General features: G+C 57.6%; 14 protein-coding genes. 6 read left to right on the plus strand and 8 right to left on the minus strand.

The features are described 5' to 3' along the window. Window positions 1-693: 693 nt before the first annotated feature. Window positions 694-993, plus strand: a complete 300-nt coding sequence (locus tag XH88_RS36760; RefSeq protein ID WP_271673046.1) for a hypothetical protein — start codon at window positions 694-696, stop codon at window positions 991-993. A gap of 1,237 nt (window positions 994-2,230) precedes the next feature. Here XH88_RS36760 and XH88_RS36765 read toward each other — a convergent pair. After that, window positions 2,231-2,353: a hypothetical protein gene (locus tag XH88_RS36765; protein ID WP_271673047.1), complete on the minus strand. Its 123-nt coding sequence runs from the start codon at window positions 2,351-2,353 to the stop codon at window positions 2,231-2,233. 712 nt (window positions 2,354-3,065) lie between these two features. On the opposite strand from XH88_RS36765, the gene modC reads away from it, so the two are divergent. The 3 genes from modC to XH88_RS36780 all read left to right on the plus strand — a co-directional run bounded on the left by modC (window position 3,066) and on the right by XH88_RS36780 (window position 6,387). After that, the gene (modC, locus tag XH88_RS36770; RefSeq protein WP_271673048.1) at window positions 3,066-4,265 is read left to right on the plus strand and encodes a molybdenum ABC transporter ATP-binding protein; all 1,200 of its coding nucleotides are present in this window, start codon (window positions 3,066-3,068) and stop codon (window positions 4,263-4,265) included. Window positions 4,266-5,277: 1,012 nt separating this feature from the next. Next, complete coding sequence (locus XH88_RS36775) at window positions 5,278-5,832, plus strand: peroxiredoxin (protein WP_128947941.1); 555 nt, start codon at window positions 5,278-5,280, stop codon at window positions 5,830-5,832. A 6-nt stretch (window positions 5,833-5,838) separates the two neighbouring features. Beyond that, complete coding sequence (locus XH88_RS36780) at window positions 5,839-6,387, plus strand: carboxymuconolactone decarboxylase family protein (protein ID WP_271673049.1); 549 nt, start codon at window positions 5,839-5,841, stop codon at window positions 6,385-6,387. Between the two features lie 228 nt (window positions 6,388-6,615). On the opposite strand, the gene XH88_RS36785 is transcribed toward XH88_RS36780, so the two are convergent. From XH88_RS36785 to nifH, 7 genes are all read right to left on the minus strand, one after another. Then, complete coding sequence (locus XH88_RS36785; RefSeq protein ID WP_128947943.1) at window positions 6,616-6,912, minus strand: ferredoxin family protein; 297 nt, start codon at window positions 6,910-6,912, stop codon at window positions 6,616-6,618. Between the two features lie 38 nt (window positions 6,913-6,950). Beyond that, window positions 6,951-8,258: an FAD-dependent oxidoreductase gene (locus tag XH88_RS36790; RefSeq protein WP_271673050.1), complete on the minus strand. Its 1,308-nt coding sequence runs from the start codon at window positions 8,256-8,258 to the stop codon at window positions 6,951-6,953. A gap of 11 nt (window positions 8,259-8,269) precedes the next feature. Continuing rightward, the gene (locus tag XH88_RS36795; protein ID WP_271673051.1) at window positions 8,270-9,379 is read right to left on the minus strand and encodes an electron transfer flavoprotein subunit alpha/FixB family protein; all 1,110 of its coding nucleotides are present in this window, start codon (window positions 9,377-9,379) and stop codon (window positions 8,270-8,272) included. A 903-nt stretch (window positions 9,380-10,282) separates the two neighbouring features. After that, on the minus strand, window positions 10,283-10,624 hold the full coding sequence (nifW, locus tag XH88_RS36800; RefSeq protein ID WP_271673052.1) for a nitrogenase stabilizing/protective protein NifW: 342 nt from the start codon (window positions 10,622-10,624) through the stop codon (window positions 10,283-10,285). 173 nt (window positions 10,625-10,797) lie between these two features. Continuing rightward, window positions 10,798-11,016 carry a hypothetical protein gene (locus XH88_RS36805; protein ID WP_271673053.1) on the minus strand — a complete coding sequence of 73 codons (219 nt, stop codon included), beginning with the start codon at window positions 11,014-11,016 and terminating at the stop codon, window positions 10,798-10,800. A gap of 489 nt (window positions 11,017-11,505) precedes the next feature. Beyond that, complete coding sequence (locus XH88_RS36810) at window positions 11,506-12,282, minus strand: nitrogen fixation protein NifQ (protein ID WP_271673054.1); 777 nt, start codon at window positions 12,280-12,282, stop codon at window positions 11,506-11,508. A 148-nt stretch (window positions 12,283-12,430) separates the two neighbouring features. Beyond that, on the minus strand, window positions 12,431-13,315 hold the full coding sequence (gene nifH / locus XH88_RS36815; protein WP_128948000.1) for a nitrogenase iron protein: 885 nt from the start codon (window positions 13,313-13,315) through the stop codon (window positions 12,431-12,433). Window positions 13,316-13,890: 575 nt separating this feature from the next. Here nifH and XH88_RS36820 point away from each other — a divergent pair. Together XH88_RS36820 and XH88_RS36825 are read left to right on the plus strand one after the other, a co-directional pair. Then, window positions 13,891-14,337 carry an ArsC/Spx/MgsR family protein gene (locus XH88_RS36820; protein WP_271673055.1) on the plus strand — a complete coding sequence of 149 codons (447 nt, stop codon included), beginning with the start codon at window positions 13,891-13,893 and terminating at the stop codon, window positions 14,335-14,337. A gap of 416 nt (window positions 14,338-14,753) precedes the next feature. Continuing rightward, on the plus strand, window positions 14,754-15,497 hold the full coding sequence (locus XH88_RS36825) for an OmpW/AlkL family protein (RefSeq protein WP_442868519.1): 744 nt from the start codon (window positions 14,754-14,756) through the stop codon (window positions 15,495-15,497). Window positions 15,498-15,777 lie beyond the last annotated feature (280 nt).

The raw sequence follows: 15,777 nt of genomic DNA on the forward strand, positions 1-15,777 counted from the left end.
CCGCCCGTGGATCGGCTGATATCGGAGTCCACCCCGGTCTCGCCTGCGAGGCCTGAACCTTTTGAGCCGAGCCTGCGAACGAGTAGCGATGTTCATAATGTGGAAGCTAGCTGTCGATAAGCTGACGGACACCGGAGCGACGGGAAGACTGATGGCCCCCCATCGATTTCTCAACCTTAAGCTCGGTCCTGCGCAGATGAATCAGTTCGAGCTAGACCGCCTGGTGCCGGGTGCAGGCACGACGGCAGCGGCGCACTTACGCCGGCAACTTTGCTGTGGCTTGGGGCGAGCTAGCCCCACTGCCATTCTCCGCCTGGCTCAAGACCTAGTCCTTCTGTTTTGTTCAATTCTGTAGTTCTTGGCGATCACATCGGCGATTGCGAATGCCCGTAGTAGCGCGGATCTATTTAAGTACTCTCCGGCCACACCAATCCTGTGGAGCGCTGGAATTGTGCAGGACACACGATCGCGGCGCCGTGAAAACGCGAGGATCTGCCGCGATTTATCGTCACACGAGCAGTGTAGGGTGATATTGATTGGTAAGAGTTGCATACACCGAACTGCTCGCCGCGGCGGGGAAGAACGACGCTGGAAGTCGCAAGTCCTCGGCTCAACTCGGCAGGAATGCAAAGCCGAGGGACGGCCGCTCGACGACGATCGCCATGCTTGATACTCCAGGGACGAACATCTGTGATGACTTCGATTGATGATACACTAAGTGAGATCAGATGGCTGCGAAACGAAATCTGGCGCTGCCGTCGGTTACTTAATGCTAGTCTTCCTGGCGCGGAGCGCAAGCTCGTTGAGAAACGGCTACTTGAACAGCTTTCTGCCTTTGAAGGACTCTTGTCGACGGCGTTTCCTTTGGCCTTGGGGCCAAAAGTGTGTTCGGTCGAGAGGACCACGATCGGGCGAAGCCATTCCCCTGAAGCGGTCATCGAGAACGCCGCGATGGCATCAAGCGTTACATTCGGCAAGTCGATCAGCGGCTAACAAACGAGCTTCCTAGCTCAATCTGTTGTCTTGAGGCCGGCGGTCCAGCCGAAGGTAATCCCAAGCTGGGAAATGCAAGAAAAACCTGGATGGTCTTCTACCTGTCACAACCGACTTCGCCACCTTCCCTAAAATACCTAGTCGCCGACCACGACACCATAGATTGGTGAGTAGTCCAGAATTCCTGCATATGTCTGGCCCATTATCTCTACAGCTGACGCAGATTGTCCGTCGGACACTTACAGCGAACCGATAGCCCTCTGACGAATGCCTCGGAGTCGCCGAATGCTGCAGCGCTCAATAAAGCACAAATGCTGCGGTACGAAATCGAAATACGGGGCGCACCACAACCTCGTAACACGGGTGGGTGCACCGTCTATCGCTGATCGAGGCCAATCGATTCACGGATCAGTCCTCAGATAGTTGAGCTGCACCTCGCAGGTTGATGCTCCAGCCCGATCGCCTTTCAGCCAACGCCCTGGCCAAACCCCAGCGCCAGTCAGTCTGAACATCTCACTATCGTTCGAGTTCGCAACTGCCGCCCCTCACTCTCGATGAAGGCCTCCGGGACGCCTATTCAGAGATTCTCTCGGTCCGTTGTTTCCGTCCGCGGCGGTTGGCATCATGCGTCGACATTCGCGGCGCAAGTTTTTGAAATTGTCCTTAAGACAAAAAATGGCCACATCAACATCGCTACGGCCTGTAAAGCGGTCACAGAAGCGGCTCACGTCTGGTTTGCACGACACCAAGACGTCCTCGGCGCGACGATCTCGCGCGCGAGCGTGTGCTGTGCACCACGTCGCTGCGATCGCGATCGCAGCGAGGGCGGCTGCAGCGCGATGCGCGTTGCAAGTCCAGCCCATTCGTCGCAATTGATTCACCACACCTCTCTTAATCCGCATATGCTTCACTATTTTTCTTTGCCCCGCGAGGGCGATCCGTTTACCGGATTGCAACGCCTCGGCAGCCACCGGCTCGCTGTTCCGGGCCGACGCAATGATTAGAGGGCCCGAATCATCGTCCCTCAACGCGCAATACGCATTGCGAAGACCGGGATGCAACAGAGATCGGCCGTTTAGCGCTTGTGTACCGATGTTGGCTCCCGATATGGCTTTCTGCTTCGCAATGCCTACAACCTGACGCTACGGTCGATTCAAGCGCTTTAAGCGCGCAGGCACCGCATATCATCTTATATCAGCGCTTTTTCCGAACGATCGGACGCCGACCGTCCCTCTGCTCAGATCGGAAGATACACCAATCGGATGGCATGGACTTGCGCATCATTGACGAGTTTTACGGACGCATATTCGCCAAGCACCATGGCCTCTGCGATAGGCATCGTATCATCTTCGGGTGCCATCTCGTAGCTCTTACATGCGCGGTTGGTGACGCGAACGTCCAAACTCTTACAATAAGATGCAGCGATCTGAGACGCTGGGTGGAGACCGATACAAAGCCTGCCTTGCCACTAGCCGCCCAGATACTCCTTGAAACGGCACAGCGATTGCTGGGTGAGGATCAGCCAGTTGCGAAGGAAGCGGTGGCGGCGGAGCGGGGTTCCAATGAGGCTTATTCGATTCATTCTGATTGATCTGGCTTTGATGCTGCTCGCACCTGAGAGTGCAGAGGCCACGATTATGAGGACCTGCGCAGACTTCAAATCGGCTCGCGAAACTTTGGGATGCTTGAGGCCGATTTCCGTCCGGAAGCTGGTATTCAGCCCTGGCGTGATCCGACATCTTTGCCGGCACACCTCTCAAGCCGCGCCATTCGAACATTCAGCAGAAGCCCTCGGCCCGCCAAGCAGAGTGACAACCTCGCGCGGCCGGAAAGCCGCTTACCTCTCAATGGGTAGCGCACAGGACAGCGTCTGATTGCCACGAGCCTAGCGGCTCGGAGATGCTCAATAAGACTGAAGTCTTGACACCGATCTGCGGTCCGCCCTCCCACCTTATGCCCTCACGCGAGCTGAAAACACCCTGCTGGAGCGGAATAGAATGGATCGTCGGAGGCATGGCGATCACCTCCATTGCAGCCACCGGGATCGTGACACAGATGAGAAGATACAGCACATGCGCAGTTTCATCAGAGAAGCCAAAAAGGGCTATATTGAAGTTGCCTTCAACGGCTCTCCCGCAAGCATTCCGCTGGATACGCAATTCAGCCTACCGGCCAAAGGGGTCACAGCGATTTTTGGTCCCCCCGGGTGCGGTAAAACTACACTCGCGCGCTGCATCGCTGGCGTGCAGCGTCTACCAAATGGATTCTGTGCGATTGATGGGGAGATTTGGCAGGATGAGACGACGTTTCGACCACCTCATATGCGTCGCGTCGCATATGTCTTCCAGCCACCGATTCTCTCCTCTCAATTGTCTGTACGACGCACCCTTTTATACAACGCGTCAAAATCGGAACCGACACTGATCGATTTTGATGGTGTGGTCGAATTGCTCGCCCTGGCCCCACTGCTCGAGCGTTCGCCATCACACCTTTCCGGGATCGAGCGACAGCGACTTGCCCTTGGCTGCGCGCTGTTAGGCCAGCCTCGGCTACTCTTGCTGGACGATCCGCTTCTTGTGCGCGACCGCGGCGCCAAATGCGAGATCCTGCCATTTCTCGAGCGCGTGCGGCAAACGCTTCCATTGTCAATGATCTACATCAGCCATGACATCGCTGATATCGAGCGTATTGCCGATCAGCTCGTCATGATGAAAGATGGCGCCGTGACTGCGGCCGGTCCGCTCAATATCGTTCAGGGCGATCCGGCGCTTGCGAGGCGCGGCGAAGCGGCAGTCTGTCTTGATACGGTGGTCGGCGGTTATGACGGGCGCTATGGGCTGATCATGCTCCGCCTCAAGACTGCGCGCTTTCTGATACCCGGAGTGCCGCTTAGACCGGGCGCGCAGCTGCGGCTGCGCATCGCTGCCGACGACGTCAGCATTGCGTGCGAACGTCCGCGCGCTAGCTCTATCCTCAATGTATTTCGAGCACGCATAACAGCCTCCCTGCCGCACGGCGAGGCTGAGGTCACCTTGGTTCTGATCCTTGAAACCGGCCGTTCTAGCGTGCCGCTTTTGGCGCGCATCACGCGCCGCTCCTTTGATGTGCTACGGCTCAGCATTGGAGCGGAAGTATTCGCGGAGGTCGCGCGCGCCGTTCCGCTCGGGCTGCCGAGCGGTTGCTTGCAACGCCCGCCGCATCCGCATGAGCACCTTCGACAGGTATGCCCGGATGCGAGAGAAACACCAACAAGACCCCCGGCCGTGATCTAGATGAAATAGATCCGAATAGCCTCCTGGGCAGTTCTCTACCTTCCAAAAGACAATGTCGATAAGCTACTGGCCGAATTGGCTCACGATGTCGCGCAGCAAGGCATAGGCGTCGGCCGCAGGCGCAGCAACACTCGAGGCGAGCAAATGGCACACACATTATGCTCGCAATCGACGTTGCGACGGGACAAGATCTAGAATTCCCAACCACTCGGCAGCCGAGCCTCGAGATCGAAAATTCGCCGAACAACGAGAAGGAGCCTGGGGCCTTCGCGCCGAATTCGTTACGATAACCCGGGGCGTACTTGTCCTAACAGACTTTCCGAAAACCGCCTTGCCGGCTGGCGAGCCTCACCGCGAACGTTGACACGCTGCTGCCTTGTGATCGTCGACTTTTGCAGCAGCAGTGGTTGGATATCTCAAGCGGCGGCGCGGGGCAGCTGCGGTTATTGGTCACAACGATGCCGGACCACTTGAAGGTGACATTGCGGCTCCCGAGTACGTCGGCTCGGAAATCGTCCATCGGAATCGTTGGCCATCTCCGGCAGCCGTCTTAGCTCGGGCGTCGGCTCCTGGCCACCTTGATGCCTTGCGAACGCGCCGGCTGTCGGCCTTCAATGGCGAGATGTCGCAGTTCAACCGGCTTCGTCGGCTAAATAGCCCAAGCCGACGTCAACCCCTAGTCGCCTCTGCAGTGCCCGCCGGTCGAGAACGAGATTGCTACGGTTCAGGACTGGCTGCCGTGTTCGCGCCAACCGCCTAGCCTGCGCTCGCGTACTGTCGAGCTCAAAGGCTCCGAGGGGGTGTTTCTTAGGCCCAACGGGTTGTGTGCGAGCGCAGGTGATCCAGATGACCGCCAGCTTAGCGGGATCGAGGCACCAAGCGCGCGAGCATGCCTGAAACCAAGCCGCTGGGCTTGCCTTATTGCGCCCATTCCCGTCCTAAGAAGGGGTGGCATATAGTTTGCTCCAGCAGTGAGGTCACGATCCAAAAAAGCAAAATGTGTGAGGACAGCATGCTCGGAATTGGAAGTCAGTTGCCGCCGTTCGAAATCACAGGCGTGAAGCCCGGTTTTCAAGCGCAGGAAGAAGAAGGACAGAGTGCATTTGAGACGCTGACCGAAATGAGCTTTCCGGAAAAATGGAAGATCATCTTCTTCTATCCCAAGGACTTTACCTTCGTCTGCCCGACGGAGATCGCTGAGTTTGCCCGCCTTTCCAAGGAATTCGCTGACCGCGATGCGGTTGTACTGGGTGGTTCGACTGACAACGAGTTCTGCAAGCTCGCTTGGCGGCGCTCACATGTCGACCTGCACAATCTACCAATCTGGCAGTTTGCCGACACAAAGGGAATGCTCGTCGATGGTCTTGGTGTGCGTTCACCCGAAGGGGTTGCCTATCGTTACACCTTTATTGTTGACCCCCAAAACACGATCCAGCACGTCTATGCGACGAATCTCAGCGTCGGGCGCAGTCCTAAGGACACACTCCGCGTTCTGGACGCACTGCAAACCGACCAGCTCTGTCCCTGCAACCGCGAAATCGGCGGCGAAACGTTGAAAGTTGCTTGACGCCGCATGTCGTCGATCGAACAAATATACGACAGGATTCCCGACTTCGCGGAGGATGTCAGGCTTAACTTGACCTCCTTGGTGGCCGATGAGACGCTTTCGCCGCAACGAAAATACGGGGTGCTGTTGGCGAGCGCCATTGCCACCCGCAATTCAGCTCTGATTGCCGCGGTCGAATCGGCAGCCGCCGCCGTGATGACATCTGTAGCGATCGCTGCAGCGAAAGCCGCGGCGGCTCTAGTGGTAATGAACAACGTCTACTACCGCTTCGCTCACCTCGCTTCCAACCCGGAATACAAGACGATGCCGCCGCGGCTGCGTATGGACGTGAGCGCCAATCCCGGCGTGGACAAGGTCGATTTCGAGCTGTGGTCGCTTGCTGTCTCCTCCATAAACGGCTGCGGTGTCTGCATCGATGCCCATGAGAAGACACTGAGAGCCGCGGGCGTCAATTCGGAAGCGATCCAGACCGCCGTGCGCTTTGCTGCGATCATACAGTCAGTGGCGATCGCAATCGAGGCCGCTGGGCCTGTCTCCCCTCAGGCGGGAGACTGATCTTTCCTCTGCCATCCGCTCCAGGGCACTGTGGCGCTACTCAGTGGCGCCACAACCAGCCCTTTGCGGCTTCCGAACGAGTGTGATATCTGCAAGTCATGCCTTGCGCAGCGTCCCCATGACGTGTCTTGCTCGAATACCCGGCGCCATCCAACTGACGGTGAACGCGCCACGGATACAGTGAGATTACGCCTAACGTTGGTCCCACCACTGCCCGGCGTCCCTTCATCAGCCAAACTTGAACAGAACGCCATATCCGCCGCGCGGATGGCTCCATTGGATGTCGCCGGTCGGCTCGGCGATCACGCGGCAGGTACCGCACTCGATGCAGCCGTCAACTGCTATCTCGACTTGGCCGTCGTCGTTGAGCTCGTAGCATCGCGCCGGGCAGGCCTTCAAAAGTGCGAGGAGCTGCGGCGATGGCGTCTTGTGCGCACGGATCCTGACGTGAGGGTGACCGACGTCGACAAGATAACGGTTGTAATACAGCTTGTCTTCGACGCGCACCGAGGGTTCGACATTCATGCTTTTGCGTTCCATTGTTGGGCTTCACACTGTTGCGCTCAGCGCCAGGCCCTGGCAAGACGACAAGCATCGCCGACCAGACCTGACCATGACCGCGCCTTGACAAAGGATTTCAGGCTCGCCTTCTCCTTCTCAGCCTTTGGCGTACCATCGACGCGCACAAAGTTCTGCATCGCCTTGGAGATGAGCTGCGGATAGGTGAGAAAGAAATTTTGGGAGTGGGTATGCATGAGGGGTGGCAAATCCTTGTATTTCTTCAGATCTTTGATGACGAAAGAGTCGTCCAGCATCTTCTTGTAGATTGACAGATTTGCTGCAGTCATCGGTTCACCGCGCGATTTGATCAGACCGATCGCTTCGGCGGCGATACGGCCGGAGGTCATCGCGAGATTTGAGCCCTCACGATGAATGGCATTATTAAGTTGGGCCGCATCGCCCACTACGACCCAGCCTTCCCCATAAAGCTGCGGGATAGATTTGTAACCGCCTTCGGGAATGAGATGCGCCGAATATTCCTTTACTTCCGACCCTGCTATCAGGGGCGCCACAGAGGGGTGCCTCTTGAATTGATCGAGCAGGCCGTACGGCGTTTGACCCGTGCGCTGGAAGTCGGCGACGAGACAACCGATGCCAAGCGAAATGCACTCTTTGTTGGCGTAGATGAAACCCATCCCAGTCATGCCGCGGGAAATCGTACCGGCAGCCTCGATCACGGCGCCTTCATCGCCCTTGAGGTTGAAGCGCGCTTCAATGGTCTCACGAGGCAAGAAATGCATCTCCTTCACGGCAAGCGCAACGGTCTCGGGTGTCGGACGCGCGCGCAGGCCCGCACGCGTGCCGAGCAGGCCATTGACGCCTTCGGCCAGAACGACGACGTCGGCATGTATTTCCCCGTCTTGGCGATCTGTACGAACACCGACGATCCTTTTACGGTCGTCTTGCACGAGCTCTGTGACGGTCGTCTCGCACAGCACGATCGCGCCAGCCTCCCGCACCTTGGAAGAAAGCCATTTGTCGAACTGGGCACGTATAATCGTGTAGCGGTTCGGCCGCTCCTCGTTGAAGTCCTCCGAACGGTAGTGCATGCCGACGTGGGAACGATCGTCCATCATCCAGAACCGCTGTTCGATCACGTGACGTTCGAGCGGCGCCTCCTCTCGAAACTTGGGGACCAGCTTTTCCACCATGTCGGCATAGAGGATGGCCCCCTGCACATTCTTCGATCCGGGATATTCGCCCCGCTCGAGCTGCAGTACCTTCATACCGTGTTTGGCCATCGTCAATGCCGCAGCGTTGCCGGCCATACCGGCTCCGACCACGATCGCATCGAATCTCTCTTCAATCATCCGTATCTCCTCTAGACCGCAATCCTAGCGCGCGAATCTGGCAAAAGCCGCGCGCGAAATGCGGCCGTCAGCGCCGGTAGCAATTGCATGGCATCACTGACGATCGCCAGGTGAGCGAAATCGAAGATCGGAGCGTTCTTGTCAGTATTGACAGCCACGATCAGATCCGCGCCCTCGACGCCAACTCGGTGCTGGATCGCACCGGAAATGCCCGCGGCAATATAGAGCTTCGGCCGGATAGTCTTGCCCGTCTGGCCGATTTGCCTGTCAGGCGTAACCCACCCTTTTTGCACGAGAGGACGCGAGCAGCCATATTCAGCGCCAAGCAAAGTTGCGAGCTCGCGCACCAACCGAAAATTCTCAGGCGATCCCAGCCCCAGCCCGCCCGCAACCACCACATCGGCATAGGCAAGATTGGACGTTTCTGCATCGCGGTCGGGTAGGAACGACAATACTTTTGTGACTATATCGTCTTCGACAAGGCCGAGCGGATGAACGATGATACGAGCGGCATCGCGCACAACACGTTCAGGCATCGGCATGACCCGCGGGCGGACAGTGGCCATCTGCGGACGATAATTCAAGGTATAGATTGTGCAGAGCAGCGAGCCGCCAAAGGTTGGACGCGTCGCCGCAAGCGAACCATCGGTGTCCACGTCCAGCGCGGTGCAATCGGCAGTGAGCCCCGTCGACAGAGTCGTCGCCACGGAACCTGCGAGATCGCGACCGAGCGTCGTCGCTCCCAACAGCAATATCTCGGGCTTGTAAGTGTTGACGAGTTCGGTAAGCGCTTTGGTATAGGATTCGTTGCGGTAATCCGACAAGACATTGTCGCTCACGAGATAGGCCAGATCGGCGCCATAGCAAAAGGCTTCAAGTGCTGCATTACGTGTGTGCTGCCCCTCCGGACCGATAACGACGGCGGCAAGATTCACCTTTAGCTTGTCAGCAAGGCCGCGCCCCGCACCCATGAGCTCCCAGGAAACGGGATGCACTTGGCCACGCTCGAGCTCGACAAAGACCCAGACGTGTTTGTAGGACTTGAAGTGCTCCGGCAGTTCTTTTTTCGCTGCACCGCGGCCGGCCCCCGGTGGCATGGCCGTTCTGCTGACGTTGCTCATGGTCTAAATTCCTCTCAACGATAGGCGCGCCCGCGCCACGGGTTGCTTCTTCGCTCTCGTTAACTGAAGTTTACTCTTGGTCAGCAAGTGGCTGGCTGCTCTGCCCGCTTGCGTGCTCGCATCGGTCGCACAACAACACGCGTCGTCGCAATAGACGTACCCGTTCGGCCGGATTTGGAGAGATCTTGCAAACGGAACCCTTGCGCGCCAGGTTCGACGAGCGCCACCGCAGCAGGCCAGGACGCCGTGCTGATTCTAACCGGCCGGTCCCAGGCCTGGTTGATGAGCCCGCTCGCCGCGCCTCCAGCGCTAGCAGTCCGTATGGGCCGATGCTACCGCTCTTCGTGGCGTAGTTTCTATCCGCCATGAGATGGAGACAGATCTGAGCGGAATCGGGAGTCGATTTCATGCGGATGCTGTTGTGCATACCCGCGACAGGAGTAGCGCGAAAGGGACACTTAATCATTGACTACCATCTCACCGTCGCTACGAAACTGCGACCGCGTCAGAGACCGTTGCGAAGGGACCTGCCGGAATCGTGCGCCTCGATACAATGGCGCAGGGCGGCTTGGCAGGTAGTAAAAGCAGCATCATGGCTCCTCCATCAAAGTCATCGCGGACGCTACCATTTGTCAGCATCGATGACCGGATCAGCGGGACATCAGGCAAGTGTCGTACCAGTTGCAAAGACGGTTGAAAGTCGGTGGGAAGTAATGGCTTGCGCGACACTTCAAACAGCTGCTGATATCGTAGTCACGAACAAAACAATTCAGACATGGGCGGGAATACGACAGTCGTTGGTGGGGTTATGGCCGCAGAGACTTGCCCCCAAGAATAGAAAGCTCGCATTAACGGAGCGCCTCGGCTCCGTCGGGCAGACTTCGCTTACAGTGGAACGCTAGGTCACTTCAACTCGCTCAAGGGGACAAAGGCCGCAGGCTTCCTAGAGTCTGCGACGGCATCCTTCATAACCTTGAACACTCGCTCCTGGATCGGTGACGATGCCACGAAATCTGCATAGGCCTGCTCCAACATGGCCTTGCATCGAGCTCTGATTTCCGACTCTGCGGCACCAGAAAATTGCTCTTGGGCGAAGTATTGTCCCATGCGCTTTAAAATGTGAAGGCGCGCGACATCCACGATCTTGGGGTCGTACTCGACCCCAAGCAGCAAAAAGAAATCCTCGGCCGATGAGGCCTTGCCGAGTCGTTCCAGGATACCCGCTCCTGGGGATGAGTTGGTCATCGAACATTCTCCTTCGGATTAGCTCTGAACAGCGCCCACATTGAGCGGATCTGAAATACTAAAGCGACGCGCGCGCGGCTTTTGCGCTGGCTATCGGTCTATGAGAAATCGGTGACGGCGCGGAGGGAGTTCTCATCATTCACGGCGACCTCATGTTCGCACCCCGGGATATCCTAGTACTTACTTAACCCATTCCACACCGAGTCCTGATGACCACACAGCTTGGAGGCGGTCTGGATATCGCAGATTGGGATCACGTATTGATCATGACCACCTTTGCTTCGACCGCCACGTCGGGACCGGTTTCCCGTGCGCGCGTACCAGCCCGTGATCGCGAGCGGAAGATCTGTTTCGATGATGGCGCGGATGGTAGCGATGTCTTTGTTGCCCATGGACCGCGTTCCGCCGCAGTCTTTGTGACTCCGCCCCACGCCGGCGGCCGCGCAATCGCCAGCTTCTCCTCGTCGGCGAACGTAACGCCACGTGCCTGCTGGCCATGGCGTAATGGCGTCTCGTTTACCGCGGTAGAGTTGGCGCACGGTTTTATCGGACCAAGCCGGTTTGGCGGCGGTGCTGGCGGCAACCACTCGGGAGCTCCTCATAGTTTGAACTGCCGACACTCCAGCAACCAGCATGCCAGCCGGTCATAACAGTCCAGCCATTGAAGAAGCTAACGCCCCTTTTTTCTGATCTTCTTCAGCCAATGGATTGTCGCAAATGCGACAGCGCTATGAAACGGAACGCGCCTCCCTACGACAGGTTCGTTGCGGCGCACCAGGATGTGAGAATTGTAGCGGAGCACTCGATCCTGCCGCCTTGAACACGTAGCCATCCGCTCGCATCCAAATGGCGTCACCCACGCCCTCCTCTCACCGGGCGGACTACAAATCCGACGACGCTGTCTCGGATGAGGGTGCCGTTGCGGACTCTCCTGGCATTTCAAATACCCGGCCGCTGGCCACACCCGGCCAAGCTGTGGCCTGCAACAGCAAATCGCGCCGGCGCTCGGCCATCCGGCTCTCACCGCTTTCTTCGCCGAAGCAGATGTTGAAGTCGTCACATTGAGTGCACACGGGTGCCGTGCACATCCCAAGCCCTTCATTCTCGCAAAGCATGCGGTAGAAGAAGCGCTTCCAACGCATATTATTGACATTTCGCGCGGCGAGCGGCGCGAAATGCCGGCTCAGCAGCAGAGAGAGTTCGCCACGATTGCGCAAGCCAAGAGCTTCCCAGAGATGGTCCGGCTCAATGGCGCGGCGCGCGATCATCGCGGCCAGCCAGCGGCCGATATCCCCTTCGGTCGAGCGTTGCTTGAGCAACAGATCGCGAACCATTGCGATCTCCTCGTCGTCTTCCCACCTGAAAGGCGAAGCCTGCTCCGCGCCCTTGATCTCGGTTGAGGAAAAGTACCGCTCCAGCAAGGCCGCCAATTCAACGCCGGATAGGCCAACCTTCTCAAGAAGGGAGCCACCGTCCATCGTGGCAGCGGCTAGGATAGACGCCAAAACATGACGATCGAAATTGCTATCGGTGGCGATATCGGCATCTGCAGGATGCCTACCGGTGAGCAAGCGGTAGGTCGTAATTCCCCTATGCGACTGGCTGTTGGCGTCAACAGCACAAGTAGCCACGAACGGAAAGACGTGCGGCTCGGACATAACTCTGTGGGTCTTCCCAATGCAAGCTTGGTCACGGCGCACCCTGGTGTTGGCGACCGTCGTTTGTCAGCATGCCGGTCTCCCGGGACGGATGGTGAGGGAGACCGGCATCTGTCGCGCGCCTTTACAAGGCCGCGACTCGCGACCTTTACGAGGCTGCGAGTTCGGCGGCAGTTTTGCCGATGATTGATTCATCCACGGGCTTCATAATGCCATGCTCCATCAGCATGTCTTCGAGCTCATCCATTGAGATCGGGGTCGGGATGATGCCTTTGCCGCCATTGTTGTGAACCTTGGCCGCGAGCTTCCGATAGTGATCAGCCTGCTTGGAATCGGGTGCATACTCAAGCACCGTCATGCGGCGTAGCTCTGCATGCTGCACCACGTTGTCACGGGGCACGAAGTAGATCAGCTGAGTTCCTAGCTTCTTGGCCAACGCTTCCGCCAGTTCCAGTTCCTTGTCGGTCTGCCGCTCGTTGCAGATCAGACCGCCCAGCCGCACCCCACCAGAGTTCGCGTATTTCAAGATCCCCTTGGAAATGTTGTTTGCGGCATACATCGCCATCATTTCACCAGACATCACGATGTAGATCTCCTGCGCCTTGTTCTCGCGGATTGGCATCGCGAAGCCACCGCAAACGACATCGCCAAGCACATCGTATGAGACATAGTCAATGTTCTCGTAGGCGCCGTTCTCTTCCAGGAAATTGATCGACGTGATGACACCGCGGCCGGCGCAGCCGACGCCTGGCTCTGGACCACCGGACTCCACGCAGCGAATGTCTTTGTAGCCGACCTTCATTACGTCCTCGAGCTCTAGGTCCTCCACACTGCCGGCGCTCGCGGCGAGGCTCAAAATCGTGTCTTGAGCCTTGGCGTGCAGAATGAGGCGGGTCGAGTCCGCTTTCGGATCGCACCCTACAATCAGAATTTTCTGACCCAGCTCGGCTAGCGCCGCCAGCGTGTTCTGTGAAGTGGTGGACTTGCCGATGCCGCCCTTCCCGTAGAACGCGATTTGTCTTAGTGAAGCCATGTTGCTCTCCATCAACCGATTATCCAAAAGCTCGCGCTTCTCGCGCGAGCTTGTTTCTCTCGCAGAAGCGGGGGCCACACGGGTTGAAGGGAAGGAGCGCATCGCTCGCCTTACGCGTCGGCCTGCACTCAGCCCTCACTCAGTGTTGCTTCCGCTTATTAGCAACGGCCGTGCCAACGCTTGACCGCGTACCTTAAGCTTCTGATTACGTTTCCAAAAGCCAACCGGCTGGTGCGTGATCGTTGGCCGTTTTGGATCTAACAGAATCTGCGCGGCTGTCGGACATCGAACAAACAACCACAAACATCAGCGCCAAAAAACCGAATTGACGGCACCTATTCCGATGTCTCAGTTGTGGAGCGGAACTTGCTGCTCCTCTGATAAGAGGGGCGATTTGAGGATAATGAACATGTCGGTCGGGCTCGAAACCTGGCGGACCCGCGGCGAGGATTGCAACTACGGTACGGCGCCTGGTGCACTGATATTGGAGATGATCAGCAAGCATTTCAAATGGGCAGCCGGATGCAGCAGCGCCGTGCCACCCGTTCGTCTCACAACGCGTACATAGGTTTGCCGTGGCGACAATCATTTTCTATCAGAAGCCCGGCTGCGCCACGAATGCGCGTCAGATTCAAGCGTTTCAATCCGCGGGCCACGACGTGGTCGTCAAAGACATCTTGACGGAGCCATGGCATGCGGACGAATTGCGCAGCTTCTTCCGCAATATGCCCGTCGGCTCCTGGTTCAACCGAGCCGCGCCTCGTATCAAGTCAGGCGAAGTCAACCCCGATTCTGTCGATGCTGCAAACGCACTCGCACTGATGGCTGGCGATCCGCTCCTGATACGACGACCGCTGATTGAGGTTGACGCGGCACGATGTGCCGGACTCGATCATGAGCTCGTGCTGTCGCTACTTGGCCGCAAGGCTCACGATGATCTCGAGGGATGCTTGCAAGAAGCAAACGGCACGTGTTGCCCGCAGACGCGAGGAAACGCTGCGCGTTTGCCATGCCAAAAATGACGTGCTCCACTTGCGGCTTGCACGGGTAGTAACAGAGTAGGCCTCTGCTGAGACGGCCCGCGCAGATGCCTACTCCGTAGGGAGACATCGCCAATATTGCGCTTGAATGTCGCCCGTCCGCCTTAGCGACCCGTGAGAGGATTCGCGGCAGTCGGTGGCTTTATCACGCATGACTTCCGCGGCTTGGATTGATCAGAGCACCAAGCCGAGAGGCAGCTGCTTCGAGAGCCTCGGCTCAGACGACCTCTTGGATACACTAACGATCAGAACAGATCACCACGCTTCGCCGGTGTGATCCTAATACAACTTACAGGCATGATTGCACTAACCGCCGCTCTCATTTTGATCGATATCAAATCCTCCGGCAGTCCCAATGTGTGACAGAGACCTTGCGCGGCATCTCGCGCGACTTTGGAATGGAGAATTCGATGAGAGCAAGAACAGTTCTGGCGATGGCATCGGTCCTCGCGCTAGCGACCCCGTGGGCCAGCAACTCGGCACGTAGTGCGGATCTGGATCCGGCGCCGGTCTACTATAAAGCGCCTCCAATTGAACCCCGCAACCCATGGATGATCCGCTTGCGCGTGCTCGGCGTTTTGCCGGATACCGCAGGCAGTTCGGTCAACGTTTCCGGGACGCCATCGCTCTCATCCCCAAGTTCTGGGCTTTCGATCAGCGATCAAGTCATACCAGAGCTGGACATCACCTATTTCTTCACAAACAACTTAGCTGCTGAACTCATTCTCGGCGTGACTAGCCATCACATCAGCGGCAATGGCGCGCTCACTGGGCTCGATATCGGAAAAACCTGGCTGTTGCCGCCTACACTGACCCTGCAATATCACTTCACCGATTTTGGGCCGCTTAAGCCTTATCTCGGCGCGGGCATCAACTACACTGTATTCTTCAACCAATCGGCAGCCAACACGTCGCTCGCCGGTCTTGCCGTCACCGATCTACACCTCAGAAACCAATTCGGCGCTGCGATCCAATTCGGCTTCGATTACATGCTTGATCGTCACTGGGGCCTCAACTTTGACGTGAAGAAGCTGTGGCTCCGGCCGGAGTACTCGGCGACCATAAACAATGCGATTGCCGTTACCGGCCGCGCAAATATCGATCCATGGCTCGTCAGCGGCGGCGTCGCTTACAAGTTCTGACGAGAGAACGGGGTCATAAAGGAGACTTCGTTTGATCAACTCGGACGCAGCGAGCTCATCGAGCGCATCTCCTACTCTCACCGCACTGTGGCAGGAAGCCGGCTGACGCGTCAACGACGCGTCAGCTCGCAAGAGAGGGACCCATTCGCAGCATTGCGCCCGCTGCGACTTACGGATCGCGCCGCACGTGAGTGACAGTACACAAACATCGACAAGGCATATGATCATATGCCTGTTTCGTCGCGCGATGCAACGGAGCCATTTCCCAGTGTTGGCTTTA

Source organism: Bradyrhizobium sp. CCBAU 51627 (genome assembly GCF_028128765.1).
In the GTDB taxonomy this organism is placed as follows: domain Bacteria; phylum Pseudomonadota; class Alphaproteobacteria; order Rhizobiales; family Xanthobacteraceae; genus Bradyrhizobium.